Origin of the sequence: Streptomyces alanosinicus (assembly GCF_014650595.1) — a bacterium.
GTDB lineage: Bacteria > Actinomycetota > Actinomycetes > Streptomycetales > Streptomycetaceae > Streptomyces > Streptomyces alanosinicus.
Map to the genome: position 1 here is coordinate 1 of NZ_BMVG01000071.1, position 22,894 is coordinate 22,894.

Here is a 22,894-nt window from a genome sequence, read left to right on the forward strand (position 1 = left end):
GCCCGGCGGAGACTGCCTGACCAGGCCGATGACCTGGGAGCGTTCCGCCTCGGTGATCCGTCGCTGCGGCCCTGGCCGCCCAGGTCATCCAGCCCGTCCAGGCCCAGATGGTTGAAGCGGTGCAGCCGGCGGCCGACTGTCTTGGGGCTGCACCTCAACTCATCCGCGATGGCAGCCACTCGCTGCCCGAACCAGCCCAGCTCGACCATCCGGGCCCGCAGCACCAGATCACGAGGCGCCTTGCGTGCCCGCGCCAGTCGACACACGACCCGTTGCCCGTCTTCGTCACGGCTCGGCCGTGCCCGTAACACCACCGTCCAGCACCCGCCCCCGAGCACCCGAACCGGCCTTGGGGCCTTCGGCGGCACGTATTTGATCTTGCTCGTGCAAAGGACCGTTTGCGAGAGGAATGCAGTGGAGTCGCCGCTCCCGGTCTGGATGCACGTCCCAGCCGGACGCTTGTACTACTGCAGATCGACGAGGAGGCCGTCCAGGGCCTTCTTGAGGGCTGCAGTGTTGGCCGGATCGAACCAGGTGGTGCGGATGCGCTCGTTGTTCCCTTTGGGTGTCTCGTGGTCGGCGGCGAGTTGGTACAGAGGGCGGGTCTCGTCACTCAGGGAGCGGCCGACGTTCTGGAAGAGGCCGCGTACGTACCGGTCGGCGGCGTCGGGGGCGATGCCGTGGCCGGTGGCCCACGAGGTGAGCGTGGCCAGGTAGGCGTAGTGGGCGGTGAGTGTCCCGGTCAGGGCGGAGAAGACGTTGAAGGCGCCCTCGTCCGCGACGGGGAGTACTCCGCCCAGCTGTTCAAAGAGAGAGTCCACCACCGGGTGCGAGGGGCAGGTCACGGTGACGGAGCGGCGCTCGCGCACGGCAGGCAGCGGGATGGCGCGGACGATCGGGGCGCCGTTGGCGAGGGTTCGGCGCAGGTCATCGGTGGCGATGCCGGCCATCAGGTTGACCACGGTCATGTCATCGTCCATCTTCAGCCCGGCGAGCGCCTCGTGGTGGTCCTGGCGGCGCACGGCGATGATCACCACCTCGGAGCGGTCCACCACTTCCTGGTTGTCGGCGCACACGTGGACGCCCTCGAAGCGCTCGGACAGTTCGGCGGCGGTGCGGGCCCCCCGGGGAGAGAGAAAGACGTCGGGCGACGCACCGCCCCCGTTGCGCAGGCCCTCGACGATGGCCCGGCCGATCTCGCCCACTCCGATGATGCCGATGCTCTGCACGGTGTCTTCCTCCATGGTGTGCGGTAGTCCTTGCCCGTGTTGGTGCGGGTCCATGTGGTCGCGATGGTTGGCGTCGGCCCCTCGCCTTGCGGAGTCGAACGGAGGCGGCGTCACGTCAGTCGCGGTCTTCTCCACGGCAGTGCGACCGCGACGACGCCTGCCAGGCAGGGCATCATCCCGGCCCAGCCCATCGCCGGCGGCAGGCCGGTCTCGCCTGAGGTGTCCTTGGTGAGCAGCCCGGTCAGGCCGACGCTGGTGCCGATCACGAACATCACGGTCGCGGTGGGGCGGGCCCACCGCTTGTCTGCCTTGACAGCCCAGGCCGTCGTGAGCCAGGCGAGGACGCCGAGCGCTCCGATGACGGACAACACGACCAGGTAGGTGGTGACGGCCGAGTTGACCCGCGTCTGGGGGTACGTGGGGTAGCCGGCCCGGATGTGATCGGCCAGCAGATGGGTGGTGCCGCGGTCGACGTACGTGGCGATCGTCGCGAGGACAGTCAGCGCAAGGCCCGCGTACATTGCTCCCAGCGCCCCGCGTGCATCGGGTGGGTTCGCCATCAGGGTTGCTTCTTTTCATCGGTCGATCAGGGCGATGCCGTGGTCGCTGTATCGGGCCCCCTGGGCCCCGGTGTCGGGCACGGCGGAGTCGATGTCGTCGAGGTCGATCGCGGTCAGGTGCAGATCGAGGGCGGCCAGGTTGTCGCGCAGGTGCGGGCGGCGGGAGCTGCCGGGGATGGGGATGACGTCGCTGCCGCGGGCGAGGAGCCAGGCGAGGGCGACCTGGGCGGGGGTGGCCCCCTTGGCCGTAGCGAGGCGGGCGATGGCGTCGACGATGGCGAGGTTGGCCGTGAGGTCGTCGCCGTTGTAGCGGGGAGCGGTGGCGCGGAAGTCGCCGGGCTCGTAGCGCGTAGTGGCGCGGACGGCACCGGTGAGCAGGCCGCGGCCGAGAGGGCTGTAGGCGACCAGGGTGGCGCCGAGGCTGCGGAGCACGGGCAGGACGTCGTTTTCGACGTGGCGTTCCCACAGCGAGTACTCGGTCTGGACGGCGCTGATCGGATGGATGGTGTGGGCGCGGCGGAGCGTGTCGGCCGAGACTTCGGACAGGCCGATGCGGCCCACCTTGCCCTGCGCGACCAGGTCCGCCAGGGCGCCGACGGACTCCTCGACGGGGACGGCGGGGTCGATGCGGGCGAGATAGTACAGGTCGATGTGATCGGTGCGCAGCCGTCGCAACGAGGCTTCGCAAGCACGTCGCAGATCAGCGGGTGAACCGGCGGGAGCCAGGCCCTCGACGGTACGGCGGACACCGGTCTTGGTGGCCAGCACGACCCGGTCACGGTACGGCGCGAGGGTCTGGCCGAGGAGTTCCTCGTTCGCTCCGTCGCCGTAGAAGTCGCCGGTGTCGAACATCGTGACACCCGAGTCGAGCGCCTCCAGCACAGTTGCCGTGGCCTCGTGCAGGTCGGCGGTGCCGTAACTGCCGGTCATGCTCATACAGCCGAGGCCGAGACGGCACATGTCCGGGCCATCGGGTCCGATGGTGGTGGAGTGCATCATTCCTCCGTCACCGAGCCAGGGCTGTGCGGAGGAACTGGAGGATCTCCGTCTGGGCGGCCTCGGCCTGAGGTTCTACGCCGGGCAGGGTGAGGAACGCGTGCTTTGCGCCCGGGTATTCGGAGAGCTGGACTGGTGTGCCGACCGTACGCAGCCGATCGGCGAAGCGGCGGCCGTGGTCGGCGACCGCGTCCTGGGTGGGCACCACCACGAGCGCCGCGGCGAGCCCGCTCAGGTCGTCCGCGTACAGCGGCGAGACCGCGCGGGCGTCGTATTCCGGTGGGACGTCGAGCTGCCGGAAGAACCGCAGGAGCGGCAGGGCCCGGGTCGGGCTGTAGGCGTACTCGGCCATCGAGGCGTAGTCGAACATCGTCCTGGTCACGTCGGTTACGGGGTTGACCAGTACCTGCGCCGTGAGCTCCAGGCCGACCTCTCGGGCCCGGATGGCCGTCAGGGCGCTGATCAGCGCGCCGCAGCTCTCGCCGAACACGGCCGTGCGTGCCGGGTCGACGCCCCACCGCGCGGCGTGCCGCACCACGTGCTCGAGCACGTCCCAGCCGTCCTCGACGGCGTTCGCGAGCGGGCTGCCGGAGGCGAGGAGGCGGTGCTCGACTGAGACGACGAGCGCGGGCAGCCGGGCGGCGAGGTGGCTGTTGGTCCAGTCGCACTGCGCCGCCGTGCCCACGAAGCCGCCTCCGTGGACATGGACCACGAGTGGCAGGTCGGTTCGGGCGGTGGCCTCGCCGTCTCCCGTCGGGGTCGGCCGGTACACCCGGACCGGCAGGTCGCGGCCGGGCAGTGCGATCTCCTGCCAGTCGATCGCGGCGCCGGGGTGCGGCTCTCCCAAGATGGCCCGCGCCGCGCCGGAGGCCCGGAAGCGGTTCTCCGCGTCGCGATAGGCGAGCAGTTCCTCGGTTGTCATCGCCGAGAAGTCCGGCTCCGGCGGCCGCGTGGCAGTCGTGGTCTCACCCATGTGTCCTTCTCCCCTCCCGGTCAAGTGCCGGGTGTGTCCTCGTGGTTGAAGTGCATCGCCCTCAGTATGCACGCACCGCGTGCATCGGCAAGTGCATAGGTTAGACTCAAGCATGACGAGAGGGGCGAGATGACTGGCCGACGGCGATGGTCGACCGAGGAGATCCTGGACACGGCGGCGGAACTGCTGCGTACGGACGACGCCGAGTCGTTCAGCGTGCGCAAGCTCGCCGCGGCGCTCGGGACCGACTCCTCCAGCCTCTACCGGCACTTCCGCAACAAGACCGAGCTGCTGCGAGCGGTCGCCGATCGGATCCTGCTGGCCACCATGGACGGCTACCACCCCGAGGGCGACTGGAAGCAGCGCGTCACCGCCCTGGCCCTGCGCCTGCGCGAGGCATTCGGCGAGCAGCTCCAACTCGCCGCGGTGTGGGGACGCTATGGGTCCGGCGGCACCGGTTCCCGTTTGGTCATGGAGGAGTTGCTGCAGGCCCTGCGCGCGTCGGGCCTGCCCGACGAGGAGGTCCCGGCGCGCTACCACCGCATCGTGATCCTCCTCGCCGCGCTGATCTCCTCCGAGGCCGGGATCGGCACCCTCACCCCCAAGGAGTACGAACAGGGAATGGAGCAGTTCCGCGTCGCGGTGCTCGGCGCCGACCCCGAGCGCTTCCCCGCCCTGGCCCACTTCGCCCGCGACATCCGCCCCCTCGGAGCAGACCGCCGCGCCGCGTTCGAGGAGATCCTCGCCGCCCACCTCGCCCACATCGAGGCGCAGATCCCCTGACGTGCCGGATCACGATTGCGATGCGGTCGGGCCGAGCCGCTGCCGCAGGCCCGGTACGGGAGGACGGGTGCAGGAGTGGTCGTACTGGGGCGGGAAGAGCCGGGGTCGTTCAGACCTGGTCTGCCCAGCCGCCCGCCGGGGTTCACGAGGGTCCAGATCCGCTACAGAGAGCTGCTTGTCACTTCGTGGCAGCCTCGGGAGAACAGGGCCTTGACGGCGGCAACGAGGACGGTTGCCTCGTAGCGGACAGCGAGTTTGATGCCCCTGTGGGTGTCAACCGACATGGGCTGGTATCGGGATTTGCCTCCGGCTACGGAGGTCCGTTCCGGACGAAGACGAGGACGGCGTTCTGGCCTCCGAAGCCGAAGGAATTGCTCAGTGCCGCCTCGACGCGGGTGCGGCGCGGTCGGCCGTGCACCACGTCGACGGGGCATTCGGGGTCAAGCGTCGTCAGGTTCGCAGTCGGGGGGATCACGCCGTGCTGGAGGGCGAGGACCGTGTACACGGCTTCGATCGCCCCCGATGCGCCCAGAGTGTGTCCTGTCACTCCCTTGGTGGAGGTCACGGGTGGATCGTGGGTGAAGATGCGGCTGATCGCCTTGCTCTCGATGGTGTCATTGAGGGGTGTGGATGTGCCGTGAGCGTTGATGTGGCCGATGTCCTCCCTGACCACGTCGGCGTCGGCGAGTGCGTGGCGCATGGCCTGTCGGATGCCGGCTCCGCTGGGATCGGGGGCGGTGACGTGGAAGCCGTCCGCGTTGGCGGCGTATCCGGCGAGGTGGGCGTGTACGAGTGCGCCGCGTGCCTGTGCGTGTCGCTCGGTCTCCAGAACGAGGACTCCGGCGCCCTCGCCCATGACGAAGCCGTCCCGGGCGGCGTCGAAGGGGCGTGAGGCACTCTCGGGTGTGCTGCTGCGCGAGAGCGCGCCCATTCTGGCGAAGGCGGTCAGGAAGTACGGGGTGAGCGTCGCCTCGGTTCCGCCGGCGAGCACGATGTCCGCGGCGCCTGCGGCCAGGAGCATGCGGCCGGTGCCGGTGCCGATGGCGTTGGCGCCTGCAGCGCAGGCCGTGCTGAGAGTGAGGTTGGGGCCCGTGGCCTTGAACTGGATGGCCAGTTGCGCCGCGGCCATGTTGGGCAGGGCCAGCGGGGAGACGTCGTCGGGCCCGCGTCGGTCGCTCCGGGGGTGAGCCCTGCGTCACGAAGGGCCTCCGTGGCGGCGATGAGCGCGAACCGGATGAACCGGTCCAGGCGCCAGAACCGGGTTCTGCTGCCGTCCAGGAGGGAGGCGTCGGCATCGGGCCCCCGGCAGCCGATGCCGACGGGGAGTCCCGCGAATTCGGCGAGCCGGGTCGCGGTGGCCCGGCCGCTGAGGACGCGTCCCCAGTTCTGCGCGACGCCGATGCCCGCCGGCGTGATCAGGCCGAGCCCGGTGACGGCGATGGTGCGGCCGGGCATCAGGCCGGGCTCCTGCTGCGGGACACCTGCTGCCCGTACCAGTCGAGCAGGGCGGTGAGGGTGGTGGTGTCCATGGGCATCGACATCGCTTGTGGCCCGACGACGGCTTGCGTGCGCGTGCAGTCGAATCGCTCCCGCCTGGAGAAGTAGTCGGTGAATCCGGCCATGTGCCTGTTGAGTTCCCGGTCCGGGCCGGCGAGCGGTGTGCCGGCCGGCACACAGTGTGGCGGAAGAAGTCCGGACCACCGGAACACCGTGGTGTACAGGTCGGCCACGTTCAGGGTCCGGCTGTTGGCCAGGTGGTAGAAGTACCCGGTCGCACCGTGGAGCCCGACGTGTACGGCGTTGCGTGCCACCTGGTCGACCGGGGCGAAGTGGACCTCGGCGGTTGCCGCCCCCACCAGGGCCGGACGGCGGTCCTCCAGGGCGGCTCCGTACGCGCGCCGGAAGCGGTGGAGCCGGCGGGCGAAGGCGTACAGGCCGGAGAACGTGGTCGCCGCGTAGGTGTGGCTGTGGCCGACGACCATGACGGGACGCAGGATCCGCCATGGGGTGGGGCTGTTCATGACGAGCAACTCCGCCTCTCGCTTGGAACGCTCGTAGACGTTGTGGAGGACCGAGGTCGCGTCGGGCGGGGCCTCGTGCTGCAGGCCCTCCCGGCGCGGGGCGACCGAGGCGGTGCTGACGTAATTGAAGTGCGCACCGAGCCCGCGGCACAGGTCGAGCAGCCGACGGGTTCCCTCCACGTTGACCTCGCGCACCTGGTCGGCGAAGAGTTCCTCGGCGCGCAGCGAGGCACCCGAGTGCCAGATGTGGGAGATCTCGGGCAGGGCAGTGAGGGTTCCCGGGTCGAGCGGACGGTCGAGGTTGCCGGTCAGCGCGTGGCACCGGCGGGCGATGGCGTCGGCGGTGTCGGCCATGCCGTAGAGGCGGGCAGCCCGGGTCAGCTCCTGGTGGAGACGCTGCCGGGCGGCCCGGGCTCCGCGCGGCCGGGTCAGGCACCAGATGTCGCTGTCGGTGTCCGTCAGCAGTTGGAGGACCACGGCCGCGCCGATCAGCCCGGTGGCTCCGGTGACGAGGTGGGCCTGGCCGCCAGCCCTGTGCACGGGTGTTCCTGTCTGATTCACGGGGTTTCCTGTCCGCCGGGCGGGTCGGGAGTTCAGCCGGTGGCTGAGTAATGGCCCAGGTAGTCGTCGGCGATCGCGGTGCGCAGAACGCTGTTGGGCAAGGCGAACCCGTCCGTCAGCAGGCGGGCGTACGGCAGCGTCCGGGCGCACAGCTCGTCGATCATGCGGGGAATGCGCAGGACGTCGCCGGGGGCGAGCGCGCGGTGTGCGAGGTACCAGCCCGATTCCCGGGAGATCTCCGAGAGACCGTAGAGGGTGGCGAGCAGGGTGAGGGCGTGACGAGCGTGCGAATCGGTGACCGCGTCGGTGTCGGTCAGCAACTGGCCGAGGGCCAGCCGGGCACCGCGGGTGCCGGCCATGGCCAGGGCGGGTGTGCTGACCTCGTTCCAGGCGGTGAGACGGTCCGTCGCGGCGAGGATGCGGCGACCGTAGTCCTCTCGGGTTTCCTGACGCAGGGTCTCCTCTCGGAAACCGAGCAGGCCCAGCAGCGTACGTGGGTCGTACAGGTCACGGTCGTCCGCGCCGGGCGGGGCCGTATGAGCGGTGTCCACGGCACGGGCACCCAGCAGGTTGCCCGCGGCCTTGCTCAGGATCACCAGGTTGTCGCCCTCGGTGGTGACCACGCCCTGGGTCACGCCGACGTAATCGGCGATCCGGTTCACGGCGAACATCCCCTGGGCGCCGCAGCGTTCACGACACAGATGTATCGTCTCGGCGGCCGACCACGAGGCGACGGCCTTGGTCACTGCGAGGAGGTCCTCAAGTTCCGTGCCGGCGCAGGGGCCGGCGGCCGCGAAACACCGCTTGACCTCGTTGACCAGGCTGGTCATCGCATAGGTGGCGGCCAGTGCCGGGAACAACACCCGCTGATGTACGCGGTGTTCGATGACTGGCACGTCGATGCGGCCGGGTGCGAAGCTGTGCCGCTGGAAGGAGTAGCCGAGCGTGATGGCGAGGCTGGCCCGGGCACAGGCCACCAGAGCTGCCGTCAGTCCCACCCGGCCGGTGGCCACGGCACCGACCGCGTGCAGGAAGCGGGACCTGTGGCTGCGAAGCGGGCAGTGGAGCACCCCGTCGGGGCTCAGATGTGTGGTGGGATCGAAGAGCGCGTTGCGGCGGGGTATCCGGACGTGGTCGAAGGCGGTGATGGCATTGTCGAGCGACAGGCCGGGCTTGTGCGGCAGTGGGGTGACGTGTACTCCGGGGCACGGCCCGGCGCGGTCACTGAGCCGGACGACGAAGGGAAAGACCCCCTCGTCCGTGCCGCAGGTCTTCAGCCGGGCCAGCACCACACCGAGCTTGGGCACGCCGTCCCGGTGCACGGCGTTGGGCATGAACTTCCGGGCTCGCGCAGAGGGCGTGTGGAGCACGAACTCGTCGGCGACGGAGTCGTACACTGCCTCGGTCTCCAGCGCCGCCACGTTGTTGCCGTAACCCAGTTCGGTGGCCAGATAGACACCCATCGACGCCATCGAGGCGAGTTCCTCGATGTGGTCGTCGAGATCGCTTCGGCCCGATCGGCGGGCGTGCAGGGTCCCCAGAGCGAGGCCGTAGTGGATCGACAACAGGCTGTGGGCCGTGGTGTCGAGCAGGCAGGTCCATTCCATCAGGGCGAACAGACGCAACGGGTCCGACGCGATGTCGCCGGGCACATCGAGTCGCTTGCGCAGAGACCGCACCCGCTCGTACGACAGCGCGCATGCCTCGTGCTCGGTCAGCCCCTCGCGGTGGTCGAAGACGTCGTCGAGCAGTGCCGCCCGGATGTCCTCGTGCACGTCGGCGAACGTCCCTCCGTACACCAGACCCACCAGAGCCTCGACCGCCCTGCGCGCGCCGGCCACGCCCGAGGGCGCCGTGTAGCGGCTCATCAGGAGGCCCCGTGTTCCAGGGCCCGCTGCTCGCCGATCCAGGTCACGACCTCACCGAGGGTCTGGTGCGTGGTGACCTCGCTGTCGTCGAGTGCGACACCGAACAGTTCCTGAGCTGACATGACGAGCTCCACCAGCGCCAGTGAGTCCAGTTCTAGATCCTCCAGGACCGCCTCCCAGCTGATGTCGGCCGGCGACACCTCGAACTTCGAGGTGAGAAGTTCGGACAGACGGGTGTAGACGTGTTTCGTGCAACTGCCCTGCATGCAGTTGTCGTTCGTGGGGGTGTCTTTCACGGGAGCCTCTTTTGCGACGGGGCTGGTGCACTGCGGACAGGTCCTGACGGGGGTCACGTAGGTGGCCACGGGGGTGGCTCGCCGTTTCGGTGTGTCTGGTGTGTCCGGAGAGGTGGGACAGTCGGCAAGCACGGCATGGATCACGTCGAACGGTGGGAGATGACTCTGGCGGGAAGCGATCTCTGGCAGCGTGGGGAGCGAATCCGGCGCGGGGCCGGTTCCCGGCAGCTCGAAGAGTTCTGCCGGGACTCCGGTGGTACATGGCCGCGCAGGCCCGGCCTGTCGGCGCCTTCCGCGCGGGCTACGTGCGGGCGGTCCGTTCGCGGTGATGCGCGACGAGGGGGCCTGGGCGGCAGGTCATCTTCGAGCCGTTGACCGCCTGGGCGCCTTGGTCACTCCGGCACCGGGCCGGTGCGGGGCCCCTGCACACGGATGCGCGGGAGTCAGGGGGGCCGGGCTGCCCGATCCGGAGAAGGAGCAGGGGGAGGCCGGCTGCCCGATCCGGCCCGGCGGCCTCTTTCCGGCGGACGCGTGGTCGGAGCACTCCGGCCGCCGTGGGCAAGTGCCGTCCCCCGGACGGCCAGGCGCCGGGTGGAGGGGTCCCGAGCCCCCGTCATCAGTCGTGCACCGCCGCGTGCGTCCCGGTGCTGCGGGAGACGGCGCCGGATCCAATGAGATGGGCGGTGGGGATCTCCGGCCAGACGAGTGTCGTCGCTCCCCAGGTCGGACCGGCTCCGAAAGCGCACAGCAGGACCCGGTGACCGGGGCGGAGCCGTCCCTCGACGACAGCGTCGACCAGGGCCAGCGGGACGGAGGCGGTCAGAGTGTTGGCGACCCTGCCGATGTTGACCGCCACCCGCTCGTGTGGGATGCCGAGCCGCTCGGACACCGCGTCGAGGATGCGCAGATTGGCCTGGTGTCCCACGAACACATCGACGTCGGACAGCGACCAGCCCGCTCGGTCGAGTGCCGTCCGTGAGGACTCCGCCATGCGCACGACAGCCTGCCGGAAGAGCGCCGGTCCTGCCATGGCGAGATACCAGTCGGCATCGGGGACGTGGCCGTCATGGCCGAGACCACAGCGGGAACGCTGGCGTGACCCGCCCGCCGGAACAGCCAGCAGGTCACTGCGGGCCCCGTCGCTGCCCAGAACGAACGGACCCAAGGCCCCTGGTTCATCGAGAGTGCCGCCCCGCAGGAGCACGGCTCCGGCACCGTCCCCGAAGACCGCCGCGGTCGTTCGGTCCAGGGGATTCACCAGCGTGGTGAACGCCTCGGCACCGATGAACAGGACCCGGGTCGCCAGCCCCGCCGAGACGAGGCCGGCACAGACGGCCAGCCCGTACAGGAACCCGCTGCACGCGGCGGACACATCGAAGGCGAGTACCGGCCCGCATCCCAGCCGGGACGCCACCTCCGGCGCCGTCGCCGGGCACAGCCGATCGGGCGACGTGGTCGCCAGCACCACCGCGTCGACCCCGGCGCCGCCGGCCGCCCTGAGGACCCGACCGCCTGCTCGGACCGCGAGATCGCAGGTTGCCTCGCCCGGGCTCACGACATGGCGTCGCCGGACCCCGACACGCTGCTCGATCCACTGCGCCGACCCGCCCACGCGGGCGCACAACTGCTCGTTGCTCACTGTTCTCGGCGGAAGCCAGGATCCCAGCCCCGCTACGACCGCGACGTCGGACATCGTCGCCTCCTGTCTCGAGCAGTCCTGCCGTACGGGCTCGGCGTGCGCGCCTGTCACTCGCCGCCCTGCAGCTGACGCAGCAGGGCGGCGTTGTCGTAGATCCCCCGAACGCGGTGCATCCTGCCGTCCCGGAGGAGGTGGAAGTCGGCTCCGTCCACCTCGATACGACGTCCCGTGGCAGCCACACCGCCGAACTGCCCCCGATGGGTGGCTCGCGCCACCCAGTGGAGGGCCGCCGCCGAGTGGTCCGGGGCCATGTAGACCTCGGGCACCTCGAACTCCAGGTCAGGGAAGGCCGTCCACAACGCCTCCAGCCACGACCGAACGTCATCCGGCCCCCGCATGACACTGGGCCAGGAGTCGTCCTGATAGACCACGTCACCGGTCATCAACCCGATGACCTGCTTCGGATCGCGCGAGTTCCACGCACCCGCCCAGATCCGCGCGTACTCCTGCGGCCACGAGGAACGGGCACGCGCTTCTCGCGCTGCTGACGACTCCGATGCTGCCGGCACGGCTCCTCCAGAAAGTGGGCGTTCACACAGCGTCGGGCGTCAGTACAGCGCCGCACGGTCTGCCACGCACAGATGGTCAGACCGATGTCTGACGCGCACGGGTCGCGACCTTGTGAGCGTGTGAATTCAAGACAGGGCGATGCGGCGGCTTGGCATGTCCTGCCTGGGGAACTGCGCAGGGCGTTCCTGGCCGCGCTGGCCGGCAGCAGGATTCAGTGAACCTCTTTCATCTTGAGTGTTGGCAGGTCGAGAGAGCGTGCGCGGCTGCTGCGGTCCTGCCGATGCGGTTGGTTGAGCAGCGTGCTCGCGGCAGCAGTCGCCAGGACGTGGGGCGGGCGAAGGCGCGTTCGCCAGGGGCGTGCAGGCGGGTGTGGTCGCGGTGGTGGTTCTGGTAGTGCTCGGGCAGGTCACGTCCGTAGAAGGGGGTGTGGATCGTGGCGCCGGCACCCTGATATGCGTGGTCGGCCAGGACGAGGATCCGGCGGGCGAGGCAGGCCTGGACGATGCCCGTGGGCGCGGGCGGCGGTTAGATCGTGCGTTCGGCCCGGCGTCGCGCGTGAGAACCACGGCTGTGTGCCGTCCGGACGTGTAATGACCTGGACGTTCATGCCGTGCTTCTTGTGTTTCTGCGAGTAGTACGGCTCGTCTGCCTTGATGCGGTGGGTGGGGACGAGCGTGCCGTCGAGGATGACGAAGTCGCCTTCGTCCGGACCGGCGAGGGCTTCGTGGAGCCTCGGCACCCACGAGGCGAGGACCTCGACGCTCTCGTGCACATACCGCCATGCCGTTGCCTCGCAGACTCCGAACCCGGCGCCGGCCTGGGCCGACGTCTCATTCTTCCGCAGGTGTGCGAGAACCAGCGGGGCCTGCTTGAAGCAGCCCAACCCCCGCCAGACCGAGCGAAGTTCACGCCGTACACCAACGACGAGGGGCTTCGCCACGTCACCCCATCTGACCAGCCCATTTCACTCGGCCAGGACAGGATGAAAGAGGTTCACTGGCCGAGGATGTTCTCGAAGTAGCCGGGGCCCGAGTCGGGCAATGTCTTCAGGGCGGCGCGGTATCGCAGTGTTTGGGTCTGCCAGGTGTGGTGGCCGACAATCCAGTTTCTCCAGTGAGTACACGTCGTTGCACATCAGCGTGATGTCCACCGCGGTCTCCCGCGTGATCCGCAGCTGAGGGCTGTGGAATGCAGCCGCCGGGAGTGCGATTCCCGCAGCGTGTTCGCCCAATGACAGAGGCAGCGCGTTGGCGGCGATGCCCCGGCGTACCTGGAGGTACTGTTCCATCGTCCACGGCGCCCGGCCGGAGACCTGCGCCGATCCCTGCTCGGTCGCGTTCGCGGACCTGTGGCGGGCGACATCGTGGGGCACGAGGTCCAACGGGCCGTCGAACTGGTCATCGAAGATGAAGGAGAACGCCATGGCATTGGTGCATAGATCGAGTTCGGGGCCCCGCGCGTAGGGGAAGCCGTAGGCGGCCAGGCGAGCCATGTCCCAGGAGCGATACCAGTCCAGGCCCTGGCGGCCGACGACCAGTCTCATCTTCCGGACCCAGTCGAGGTCGCGGCGCCGGGCGCCGTCAAGATCCGGGCTTATTCGCGGTGCGAAGGGGAGGCCGAACTCGATGTCCTGCGGCACAGGCCCTCCAAAGGCACTCCGCTCGGTGCACAGTGCGGCGGCGAGAGCCGCGGACGCAACGTACAGCGGAGCCATCGACAGCAAGGGCAAGAGCCAGGAACACAGGATCGACAACCTGACCTCGGCCACGCAAGGCAACCAGAGCGGCGCCCGGCAGAGCTGACGACCTTGGGAGCAATTGAGATTCAGGCAGGCCGGCCTGGGGGTTCGACCGGTGGGTGATTCAGCAGGTCCTGGTGCGGGCGGGCACGAGGGCGGTGCTGGTTCGTCGGTGAGTGGGGCGTTTCGCGGAGCGGTCGGAGACGAGAGTGGCCATGGCGCGGTGGGTTTCGCTGTAGGTTTCGCGGCGTTTGGTGAAGCTCGCAGCGGCGCCCATTGCCGCAGTTCGGCGTTGGTGTGCTCTACGCAGATCCGGGCCGCGGACTGGAGCCGTTTTGCCTCGCGCCGGCCGTAGTGCTCAGTGACTGGGCGTCCTCGTCGGTCAGTTCTTTCGGCTTCTCCGGTGGGGCCGAGACCCGGTTGGGGAACTCGTTCGCGAGGCCGCGGTATCCAGAGTCGACCTCGGCCTTCATGGTGGGGCGTAGGCGTAGCTGCTCGGCGATGCCCTCGCTGCGCACGGCGGGTCGGGTAGCGGCGGCGCATTGCTGCGCCGCCGCCCCCTCAGAACCCGGCGTGCGCCGTTAAACGCACCGGGCTCAAGCAAGCCCCTGTGGGCTCGCGGGCAGGCAGAAGTGCTGGTCGGGTGTCGAGTCGGCGTCGACAGTGAGCGTGCACGAGGCTGGGTGCGGCGAGTACGTCCGGCGTTCCCGCTCCGCTGGTAGCGATCGCCTGTCGGCGGGCCGCCTTGCGGATGACCTTGAGCCATTGTTCCCACTGGTCTGGGCTCTGAGGCTCGTGGTCGGCGTGCAGCAGGAGGTCCCCGCAGAGCGGGCAACGGCCGTGCTGGGCTTGGAGAAGCCGCAGCCCGGTCATGCTCAGCGGGGGTTTCCGGCGGCGGCGCCGCTGGGTCCAGTAGTCGGCAAGGGCCGGATCGTCCGGAGACGCCCTGCCCTTGACCATCTGGTGCCGGACAATCTTCGTCCAGGCGAACTTGGCAAGGTAGGTGCCGCTGTCGCGGTCGCCGAACACCCACCGGTCGCGTCTGGAACGGTCGAACCTGCCGAAGTGCCGGTCAACAGCCCAGTGCCTCGACTTGTTCGGGTGGCTGCGTTTGGCCCACTTGTAGGTGAGCTTGAACGCGTAGTGGTCCATCTGGGCGTAAGTCCTGCTGGACACTGCCGTCCGGTAGTAAGCGGCCCAGCCCCGGATGATGGGGTTGAGTTTGCCGATCACCGCCTCGGCGTTGGCCCCCAGGAAGGCCCTCGTCTCGGCGGCGAGCCGTTCCCGGATGCGCCGCACGGCCGCCTTGCTCGGTTTGATCAGCAGCTTGCCGCTGCGATACCGGCGGATGTTGAAACCGAGAAAGTCGAACCCGTCTTCGAGGCGGACGACTCGCGTCTTGTCCTCGTTGAAGGTCAGCCCCCCTGGGTCCCAGCCATGCCGCCAGCCGCGCCTTGACCTGGTTGGCCTGGTCGCGGCTTTCGCAGAGCGCGACAAGATCGTCTGCGTATCTCACCAGCACGGGGCTGCCCGGCACCGCGCTCCCGGCATCTCTGCCCGTTGCGAAGTAGCGGACCCCGGCGGCTTCCTCCATCCCGTGCAGGGCCACATTGAGCAGGACGGGGCTGATCACCCCGACTTGCGGGGTTCCCTCCTCGGTCGGGGCGAACCGGCCTTGGTCGACCACTCCCGCCTTCAGCCACTGCTCGACCAGTCCCCTGGCGGGGAACGAGCCGAGCTGCCGGAGAAGATGGGGATGGTCGATTCGGTCGAACGCCGCTGCCAGGTCCGCGTCGAGCGCCCACCGTCTGCGCGGGTTCTTCCCGCTGGCGGTGTCGAAAATGGCTTCGATCGCGTCGTGGCAGCCGCGGCCCGGCCTGAATCCGTAGGATCTCGGCTCGAACCGTGCTTCCCACTCGGGCTCCAGCGCACCAACCGCAACAGCTTGAAGTGCCCGGTCAGCTATCACAGGAATGCCGAGAGGGCGCCTGCCTTTGGCCTTGGGGATGAACACGCGTCTGACGGGCTTGGGAGTCCACGGTCGGGAGCGGTGCTGCACCCAGTCGGCCAACTCGGCCTTGGACTGGGGCAGAAGCGCCGTCCGTCCGTCGATGCCCGCCGTCTTTCGGCCAGCGTTGACCTCCGTCACGCGTCGCACGCTCAGCAGCGTGTTGGCGCGGGAGCGGAGCATCAGTTTCTGCAGGTTACGGACCTTCTTGAGGTCCCCCGCCTGCGATGCGGTGAAGATGCGCTGCCGCAGTCGTCGTACGTCCTCTTCGACCTGCTGCCAGTCGATCGACAGCCAGTCGGTGAGGTCGTCCTCGGGTCCGTTCACCGCGGCGGCGCCTGTCGTGGCAGCCTCGCTGGCCACTCTCGGTTGCGCCGTCATGGTGTCCAACTTGTCCCTCGGTTCCGTCGTCTTCGGTCATCGGTCTTCACGGGCTCACCCGGTCCACGCCAGCACCCTTTCGGGTCGGAGCAACTGCCCCTGTCCGGCCGGTTATGCGGGACGATCGGCGGAGGAGCCGATCATCCTGTCCCGGTTTCCCGCTTCCTTTCGGCCGCCGGCATTCGCTTCTTGGACCGTCCTGCGCCCGCCGGGGAGCTGGGCCTTCCTCGCGGTCGGCTTACCGGCCTTGACTGCTGGCCGGACCCCGTCGGGGTTGTCACGTTGCGCACGTACGAGATGCGACCGGGTTGGATGCCCCCTCTACTCCGGGAACGGCGGTGTCCACACGGCCGGTACCAAATCCCCAGCCGCCGCCTGCCGCCTCACAACGGCCGGTTCCTAAACCCCGGTGGTGCCATCCATCAACCGAGGTGATGCATCACGGAGCATCGTCGAGGGTTCACTCTCGTTCATCCGTCCGGTCTTCCCCTCGCCTGTAGCCACCGGATGGATCGGTGGCCCTTGGGCTTTCCCCCCGGGCTTCACACCCCGCCGTTACCAGCGACGCATGCCGGAGTGGGGACAGGCACTTGGACACTGGCCTGGGATTACGCCGCCGACATCAGTCGGCCTCCTTTCCGCGCAACCGCTCGTTGCGTGCGCCCTCGTGTCGCACTCTGGTCGTGCATGCGGCCGGGCCGAACCACGCCTGCCAGCAGCAGCCGTCCCTGGTGGTCGCTGAACGTGGTGGTCTTGATGGTGTTCTGTTTCCGTCTTCCTGAGACGAACACCCCGCGTCCCGGGCGTCCTGCCTGCGGGCGGCGCTGGGTCTCGGCCCCGTCGAGCCGCAGCCCGACGTCTTCGGCCTCGGCGTAGGCGAAGACGTCCTCAAGCGTCTTCAGGCGTATCTGGGGCCGGTCGGGACGGCGAAGCCGCGCTCGGCCAGCAGGCCCCGCACCTCGCGGACCGCGGCGGAGACGGTGGAGCGGTCCACCCGGTACAGCTCGGCCAGAGCCGCGTGCGGCAGATCGTGCCGCAGATGGGTCAGCGTGACCAGCAGCCGGTCGGTGAACACGAGCTTGGCTTTGCGGCCCGCCCCGGCCGCCCGCCGGCGTTCTCCTCCGCGCCGCTCGGCCCGGTCCGACTCCCGGTCCGACTCCCGTGCCGCCTCCCAGCGCGGCACCAGCTCGAAGACGGGCTCGGCGAAGTGCTGGCGGGGATCCCGGTGAAGGCAGGATGGGACAGGGCGGCAGGGTTCAGGGCAGACGTCACATCTCCCGGTCGTGCCGCCCGCCACTGACATTTCGTCAGCCCCGCACGATGTGCTGGCCGACACTCAGCGGGCCGCCAGCACCAGGGCCAGCCCCGCCAGCGCCGGAACGGTCTGCACGAAGAGGATCTTCCGGCTGGCCGTGGCGGCGCCGTACGCGCCGGCCACGGCCACGCACACCAGGAAGAACACCTTCACCTGGAAGCCCACGGGACCAGACGCCACCGCGCCCCACACGAGACCGGCAGCGAGGAAGCCGTTGTACAGCCCCTGATTGGCAGCGAGCGCCTTCGTCTCGGAGGCGAACTCGAGGCTGGTCCCAAAGGCGGCCCGGGCCCGCGCACCGGTCCACAGGAACATCTCCAGGACCAGGATGTAGGCGTGCAAAGCGGCAATGAGCAGCACCACGACAGTTGCAATGATCGACATGGAGAACAGATTTGCACATCGCTTACCCATACCCATACCCGGATCAGCCAGGCCCGGCGCCGGGCATGCCGACGAGAGCCCCCCACCACTCAATTGCCCCCAAGGTCGTTACACATCGCTTGCGCCGCGGTTACAGCTGCCGTGCAGTCAACGACCGCCGATTCCGGCGCTGCGGGCGCAGAGTGCGGCCTGCACTCTGTTGCCCACCTCAAGTGCCGACAGGATGCGGCTGACGTGCGCCTTCACCGTGCTCGCTCTCATCCCGAGCCCTGCGGCGATCTCCGCGTTCGACGCCCCGTCGGCGAGGTAGGTCAGAACGTCTTTCTCCCGGGGGGCAGCCGGTCGATGCGGGCCCGTTCCTGGCCCGTCGCGTGGCGGGTGTCCTGGTGGTAGCGGTCGATGAGGCGGCGGGCTGCGGCCGGGTGCAGAATGGCCTGGCCGTCCGCCGCGACCGCTACGGCGCGGATGATCTCGCTGGGATCGGTGTCCTTGAGCAGAAAGCCCGACGCCCCCGCGGCCAGCGCGTCATATACGTACTGATCGAGGTCGAAGGTGGTCAGGACGACCACCTGGGGTGGATCGGGCAGCGCACGCAGCCGCCTGGTGGCGGTGATGCCGTCCGTGCCCGGCATGCGGATGTCCATCAGAACCACGTCGGGCCGCTGGGTCCTTGCCAGTTCGACCGCCGCGGCGCCGTCGGCGGCCTGGGCCACCACGGTGACGGCGGGATCGTCGTCGAGGATGTCGGCGAGAGCGAGCCTGACCAGGCGGTCATCGTCGACGAGGAGTACCCGAAGGGTGCTGTCCGTGTGCGCCGTGCCGGTCATCGTCCCTGTCCCTGTCCCTGTCCCTGTCTCTCGGCCCGCCATGCTCCATCTGTCTGTGTAGGTCTTCGTTCCGTCCGGCCTCATGCGGCACCGGCGTCGGACGGGTCACAGCGGGAGGGTCCCCCTCCCGTCGGGATCTGCGCACTCACCCGCCATCCCCCGGCGCCGGACGGTCCGAATTCCAGCCGGCCGCCGAGCGCGGTGACCCGTTCGGTCAGCCCGACGAGTCCGAAGCCGCTGGCCACCGGCCCTGCGCCGGACGGGGTCCCGGGTGGGTTGTCCACCACCACCGTCGACATCGGCGGCCCGTAGCGCACCGCGACCCGGGCGAGGGCACCGGGCGCGTGTTTGCGGGCGTTGGTGAGCGCCTCCTGTACGACGCGGTGGATCGCCAGCCGGTGGCTGGTGGACACGGCGACCGCGACGCCCTCGATGACCGACTCGACGCGCTGTCCCGCGCCTCGTGCCTCCTCCAGCAGGGCGGGCAGGTCCTCGGACCCGGCGCCGGTCGACCGGGGCTCCTCTGTGTCCGTCATGTGCAGGGCGCCCAGGACGTCGCGCAGGTCTGCCAGTGCCTCGGTGGAGGTATGGCGCAGCAGATGGACGCGTTCGGCGACCGGCTCCGGCAACTGCGCGGCCCGGCGCTGGAGGGCACCCGTGTGCAGGGCCAGGACGGTCAGGCGGTGTGCCAGCACATCGTGCATCTCGGCGGCGATCTTCGCGCGCTCTGCCAGTCTTGCCTGCTCGGCACGGAGTTCACGCTCGATGCGCAGGTGCTCGACCTGTTCGCCGAGCGAGACGACCAGGCGTCGGTGGCTGCCGGCCCACAGCCCGAGCGCGATCACCACCGCGGGCGGCAGCAGCGGCCCGTAGGTGCGCGGCGCCCACAGGCTGTGTGCGGGCTGGATCACCAGAGCGCCGGTCATGGCCGCGGCCGCGCACGCTTCGCGGACCTCCTGCCGGGTGCGCTGCACACCGACCCCGCCCTGTCGGCCGTATCGGACCGGATCCGGATCATCGCCGAGTCCGTCACGGACGCCGAACTGGACCGCCGCTACGACGTGATCGTCTCCTGCCTGCCGTTCGCCAACTTCGAACCGGACACGGTGCGCGTAACCTTGGACCGGTACCTCTGTGTCCTGAAACCCGGCGGGCACCTGACGTACTTCGCCTACCTCGGCACCGAGGCGATGCGCACCCTGCTGGCCGATCGCGCCGAGGCGGCCCGGCACCGGGTGGTGGCCACCATGCTGGACGACTTCAACGCCCGCTACGGCGTCGGCGACAGCCTCGTGCTGCGCAACCTGCCCCCCGCCCGGGTCAGGCATCTGCGCGCTCCCGGACCTGTCGGCCGTACCCCGGCACGGCATGCTGACCCTGCCAGCCGGGACGGTGCTCTCCCAGGCGCCGGCGGGTCTGCCGGGCCCGGCCGAACTACTCATGGTCCTGGGGCCGTTCGCGGCGTACGGCGCACTGCTGTGCCTGGTGGTGCTGGAATCCGTGCTCGTGGTGGGCGCTTTTGTGCCCACCCTGAGCCTGATGCTGTGCGTGGGCTTCCTCGCCCATGCCAAAATGCTCGACCTTCCTCTCGTCATCGGCTGCGCCACCGTCGGCGTCGTCACCGGTGATCTGCTCGCCCAGCGCACCGGACGCGGTCTGGGCCACGAGGTACGGAAGTGCCGCCTGCGCCGACGGGTACCGGCAGCGGCCCGGGACCGGGCATGGCAGGTGGTACAGCGGTGGGGCGGGCCGGCGCTGCTGGTGTGCCGCTTCGTGCCCCTCCTGCGGACCTTCGCCCCGCACGTCGCCGGCGCCTCCAGGCTCCGCTACCGCCATCTCGCCCCGTACAGCCTGATCGCGGGTCTGACGTGGGCCAGCGCGGAGGCCGGTGCGGGGATATCTCGCCGGCTCGTCCGACCAGCGGCTCGCGGCCGCCCCGGGTGTGGCCGCGATAGCAGTGACGAGCATCGTCGCGGTCACCGGACTCGGTGCTCTCGCCGTACGCCGCCTCCGCGGCCGCCGGTCGGCGACGCGAGCCGCGCTGGAGATGCCGAGGCGGAGCCGGTCAGCGCGAGCCGGCCGAGACGGGTACGGCGTCGGCACGGAGGATGGCGACCTGAGACCGCGCAGCTCGTTTCCGGGGTCGAGGCCCATCTGGTCCAGGAAAAGGCCACACACGTGGGCGTAGACCTCAAGTGCCTCGCTCCGGCGTCCGCAGCGGGTGCCTTTCTGACGACGAATCGGAACGGAGGATGAGAGGAAACAGGGGGATCACGCGCTCCGCTCCAGGTGAGCAGCGCGCTGCCCCAGGTCGTGCCGACGCCGTACACCGCCGTGAGGACGCGCTCGCCGGGCGGCGGGCCGTGCCCATACGGCTACTGTCCGTCGTGATCGCCGACCTCAACCCCGTTCCCTGCTGCGGGGCTGGGGAGCGTACTTCCGAAACGGGTACTCCGGACGGAAGTTCAACGCTGTCGAAGGCTACGTCCACGAGCGGCTGGTCATCCTTGCCGGCCGAAGACGCCGCCTGCGGGGTGGGAACTGGACCACCCGTTTCGCCTACGGGTGGATCACCCGACTCGGGGTCTACCGCCTTACCGGAACCGTACGCAGGGCGACGGCGCATGCCAGCCGGTGAACGATGTCGGAAAGCCGTATGCGGGAGAACGCACATACGGTTTGAAGCGGCGTGGCTGCAAACGGAGCGGAAGCCACCCCGCCGGTCCCTGACCCTCCTGGAGCACCCACTGTCGGCTCGAACCGTCGCATGCACCGGGAAGACCGCGACGCCCGTCCCGGCCTGGTGGGACGGGCGTCGCGAAAATGCATCTCGCCGGGAGGCGGCAGCCGGCACCGGCTCCGGGTGATCCGGGGCCGGTTCATGCCGTCGCTCGGGGCTGTTCGGCTTGGGGGTCAGCCGATCTGCGCGCCGTACGCCTGGAGGGCGGCGGGGACGGGCTGGAAGAACGTCTGGCCGCCGTTGGTGCAGTCGCCGCTGCCGCCGGAGGTGAGGCCGAGGGCGCTGGTGCCGTCGAAGAGGGCGCCGCCGCTGTCGCCGGGTTCGGCGCAGACGTCGGTCTGGATCAGCCCGCTGACCGTGCCTTCCTGGTAGTTGATGCTGGCGTTCAGCGCCTGGACGGTGCCGCCGTGGACCTGGGTGGTGCTGCCGCTGCGCTGCACCTGCTCGCCGACGACGGCGTCCGCGGCCTGGGTGATCTTCTGGGTGGTGCCGTCGTAGAGGTCGACCTCGCTGGGGTGGTCGGTGTTGTCCGTGTACTTGGCGATCGAGTAGTCGTGGCCCGGGAACGTGGACTGCTCGGTGGTGGCGATCGTCTGGCCGCCCTGCTGGTCGGACCAGCCCTTGATGTCGTTGCCGCAGTGGCCGGCGGTCAGGAAGTACGGCTGGCCGTCCTTGACCACGTTGAAGCCGAGCGAGCAGCGGGCGCCGCTGCCCCAGATCGCGTCGCCGCCGGCGATGAAGGGCCTGAACTCGCTTTTGGTGTAGTGGAGTTCGACGGTGTCGCCGAGGCTGTCGACGACCTTGTCGAGCCGGGCCAGCTTGGTGCCGGTGACGGTGCGGTCGGCGGTCACCACGACCTTGTTGGCCCTGGGGTCCATGGCCCAGGCAGTGCCGGGGATGGTCGCCCTGGCCTTCAGGGTCTGCCGGGCCGCGTCGAGCTGTGCCATCGAGTGCTTGACGATTCTGGCCTCGGCACCGTTGGCCCGGACGGTCGCCGCGGATGTCTCGTCCACGACGTTGACGACCAGTTTCTGCGCCTTGGCGTCGTAGAACGCGCCGGCGGTGCCGGTCTTGAGCTGGGATGCCAGGCTGGTCGCGGCGGCCGGGGAGAGCCTGGCCGCCGAGGTCGCGGGGGCGGCCTGGGCGTTGGTGAGGGTGAGGGTCGCGGCGGCGGCGAGTGCGAGTGCGCCCGCGCCGGCCAGCATCGTGCGGGGGTGGCATATGCGGTAGTGCTTCAACTGGCTGCCTCTCGTGGGGGGATGGGCCCTGGCTGCGGGGAGCCGTGCGGGCCCGGGAGGGAGGTGTGACATGCCCGGCCGGAACGAACTGACCCGAACCAGCCGGATGTTGCGTGCATGCCAAGATCATCAGTATTCGCACGCGCTTCACCTGCGCACAAGGTCGAATCCCCACCTCGCATGCAAAAGTTTACGTTTCAATCACACTTCCTTCGCATCGCTCCCCGCCCGCCTGGCTCCAAAGTGCGAGCACCGGAGCGCACCCGTCGAGGCTGGGCGTGTGGGATGAGAGATCCCCGCGCCAATGGGAAACGGCCCCGTCGGACCGAAGGCGGGACGGGATGCGACTGAAGCCGAATCACCGCAAGGACCTGGCTCTGGCGCCGGTCGGACCCGTCGTCCCAAGGCGGGCCGGGCCGCAGCCCCTGCACCTGCATGCCACGGGATCCAAAGGGTCGGCCGGTGACAGCGGCGCGACCAGGATGTCCATGAGATGACTCGGTGAACTTCCGGGAAACATCGCTCTCTTGGTGTTGACTGGGGCATGTCTACGCGCGTCATTCTGTGCGGCATGAACTTCCCCCCACAGATCACCAGGATCGGCGCCGCGGGCGCCCTCGCCTCGGCCCTGCTCTTCGGCGCGACCGCGGTGGCCGCGACGCCGGCCGTCGCGATCACCGCCCACGTCACGACGGCGCACACCAACGTCGTTGACGCCAGCGACATCGGGAACGTCTGCTACTCCCAGCTCCCCTCCCAGGCACACG

Annotated in this window: 19 protein-coding genes and 6 pseudogenes; 4 read left to right on the plus strand and 21 right to left on the minus strand. The window is 69.6% G+C overall.

Annotation, left to right across the window (positions count from 1 at the left end; genetic code table 11):
- The 5 genes from IE277_RS44860 to IE277_RS44880 all read right to left on the minus strand — a co-directional run.
- On the minus strand, positions 1-209 hold a 209-nt coding region (locus tag IE277_RS44860), incomplete at its 3' end, for a helix-turn-helix domain-containing protein (protein ID WP_229882527.1).
- 255 nt (positions 210-464) lie between these two features.
- Positions 465-1,244, minus strand: a complete 780-nt coding sequence (locus IE277_RS44865; RefSeq protein WP_189959662.1) for an NAD(P)-binding domain-containing protein — start codon at positions 1,242-1,244, stop codon at positions 465-467.
- Positions 1,245-1,339: 95 nt separating this feature from the next.
- Positions 1,340-1,789, minus strand: coding sequence for a hypothetical protein (locus IE277_RS44870; RefSeq protein ID WP_229882522.1), 450 nt, complete (start codon positions 1,787-1,789; stop codon positions 1,340-1,342).
- A 15-nt stretch (positions 1,790-1,804) separates the two neighbouring features.
- Entirely contained in the window at positions 1,805-2,749 is a 945-nt protein-coding gene (locus tag IE277_RS44875) for an aldo/keto reductase (RefSeq protein ID WP_373311011.1), read from the minus strand.
- A 46-nt stretch (positions 2,750-2,795) separates the two neighbouring features.
- The gene (locus IE277_RS44880) at positions 2,796-3,758 is read right to left on the minus strand and encodes an alpha/beta hydrolase (protein ID WP_189959664.1); all 963 of its coding nucleotides are present in this window, start codon (positions 3,756-3,758) and stop codon (positions 2,796-2,798) included.
- Positions 3,759-3,887: 129 nt separating this feature from the next.
- On the opposite strand from IE277_RS44880, the gene IE277_RS44885 reads away from it, so the two are divergent.
- On the plus strand, positions 3,888-4,541 hold the full coding sequence (locus tag IE277_RS44885; RefSeq protein ID WP_189959667.1) for a TetR/AcrR family transcriptional regulator: 654 nt from the start codon (positions 3,888-3,890) through the stop codon (positions 4,539-4,541).
- A 310-nt stretch (positions 4,542-4,851) separates the two neighbouring features.
- Here the strand turns inward: IE277_RS44885 and IE277_RS44890 are convergent, their stop codons facing one another.
- The 15 genes and pseudogenes from IE277_RS44890 to IE277_RS44955 form a co-directional block, all read right to left on the minus strand.
- Complete coding sequence (locus IE277_RS44890; protein ID WP_373311009.1) at positions 4,852-5,670, minus strand: beta-ketoacyl-[acyl-carrier-protein] synthase family protein; 819 nt, start codon at positions 5,668-5,670, stop codon at positions 4,852-4,854.
- Positions 5,671-5,768: 98 nt separating this feature from the next.
- Positions 5,769-5,996, minus strand: a pseudogene (locus IE277_RS50290) (3-oxoacyl-ACP synthase); the annotation flags it as partial.
- Positions 5,996-7,102 carry an SDR family oxidoreductase gene (locus tag IE277_RS44895; protein ID WP_189959669.1) on the minus strand — a complete coding sequence of 369 codons (1,107 nt, stop codon included), beginning with the start codon at positions 7,100-7,102 and terminating at the stop codon, positions 5,996-5,998. The pseudogene IE277_RS50290 and the gene IE277_RS44895, both read right to left, overlap by 1 nt.
- Positions 7,103-7,155: 53 nt before the next feature.
- On the minus strand, positions 7,156-8,991 hold the full coding sequence (locus IE277_RS44900; protein WP_189959672.1) for an acyl-CoA dehydrogenase family protein: 1,836 nt from the start codon (positions 8,989-8,991) through the stop codon (positions 7,156-7,158).
- A complete protein-coding gene (locus IE277_RS44905; RefSeq protein WP_229882523.1) occupies positions 8,991-9,287 on the minus strand; it encodes an acyl carrier protein in 297 nt (98 codons plus the stop codon). Before IE277_RS44905 ends, IE277_RS44900 begins: the two co-directional genes overlap by 1 nt.
- A gap of 616 nt (positions 9,288-9,903) precedes the next feature.
- Positions 9,904-10,980: a beta-ketoacyl-ACP synthase III gene (locus IE277_RS44910; protein ID WP_189959674.1), complete on the minus strand. Its 1,077-nt coding sequence runs from the start codon at positions 10,978-10,980 to the stop codon at positions 9,904-9,906.
- A 53-nt stretch (positions 10,981-11,033) separates the two neighbouring features.
- A complete protein-coding gene (locus IE277_RS44915; RefSeq protein ID WP_189959676.1) occupies positions 11,034-11,495 on the minus strand; it encodes an ester cyclase in 462 nt (153 codons plus the stop codon).
- A gap of 226 nt (positions 11,496-11,721) precedes the next feature.
- Positions 11,722-12,409, minus strand: a pseudogene (locus IE277_RS44920) (transposase family protein); the annotation flags it as partial.
- Between the two features lie 51 nt (positions 12,410-12,460).
- Positions 12,461-13,135 carry a terpene synthase family protein gene (locus IE277_RS44925; RefSeq protein WP_229882524.1) on the minus strand — a complete coding sequence of 225 codons (675 nt, stop codon included), beginning with the start codon at positions 13,133-13,135 and terminating at the stop codon, positions 12,461-12,463.
- A 660-nt stretch (positions 13,136-13,795) separates the two neighbouring features.
- On the minus strand, positions 13,796-14,533 hold the full coding sequence (locus IE277_RS49370) for a group II intron maturase-specific domain-containing protein (protein ID WP_308433486.1): 738 nt from the start codon (positions 14,531-14,533) through the stop codon (positions 13,796-13,798).
- 178 nt (positions 14,534-14,711) lie between these two features.
- Positions 14,712-15,623: pseudogene (locus IE277_RS49375) on the minus strand (reverse transcriptase N-terminal domain-containing protein); the annotation flags it as partial.
- An 898-nt stretch (positions 15,624-16,521) separates the two neighbouring features.
- Positions 16,522-16,806, minus strand: coding sequence for a helix-turn-helix domain-containing protein (locus tag IE277_RS50005; protein WP_373311010.1), 285 nt, complete (start codon positions 16,804-16,806; stop codon positions 16,522-16,524).
- Positions 16,807-16,959: 153 nt separating this feature from the next.
- Positions 16,960-17,322, minus strand: a complete 363-nt coding sequence (locus tag IE277_RS44940; RefSeq protein ID WP_189959678.1) for a DUF1304 domain-containing protein — start codon at positions 17,320-17,322, stop codon at positions 16,960-16,962.
- Positions 17,323-17,469: 147 nt separating this feature from the next.
- A pseudogene (locus IE277_RS44950) lies at positions 17,470-18,149 on the minus strand (response regulator).
- 80 nt (positions 18,150-18,229) lie between these two features.
- Positions 18,230-19,123 (minus strand): sensor histidine kinase, encoded by an 894-nt coding sequence (locus tag IE277_RS44955; RefSeq protein ID WP_229882525.1) that lies wholly within the window; start codon positions 19,121-19,123, stop codon positions 18,230-18,232.
- 598 nt (positions 19,124-19,721) lie between these two features.
- Here IE277_RS44955 and IE277_RS50010 point away from each other — a divergent pair.
- Positions 19,722-19,985: pseudogene (locus IE277_RS50010) on the plus strand (DedA family protein); the annotation flags it as partial.
- Between the two features lie 580 nt (positions 19,986-20,565).
- Positions 20,566-20,787, plus strand: a complete 222-nt coding sequence (locus tag IE277_RS50015) for a group II intron maturase-specific domain-containing protein (protein WP_373311012.1) — start codon at positions 20,566-20,568, stop codon at positions 20,785-20,787.
- Between the two features lie 275 nt (positions 20,788-21,062).
- Here the strand turns inward: IE277_RS50015 and IE277_RS44970 are convergent, their stop codons facing one another.
- Positions 21,063-22,127, minus strand: a complete 1,065-nt coding sequence (locus tag IE277_RS44970) for a S1 family peptidase (RefSeq protein ID WP_444544864.1) — start codon at positions 22,125-22,127, stop codon at positions 21,063-21,065.
- A 571-nt stretch (positions 22,128-22,698) separates the two neighbouring features.
- Between IE277_RS44970 and IE277_RS44975 the strand changes: the two are divergent.
- Positions 22,699-22,894 (plus strand): annotated as a pseudogene (locus tag IE277_RS44975) (ribonuclease); the annotation flags it as partial.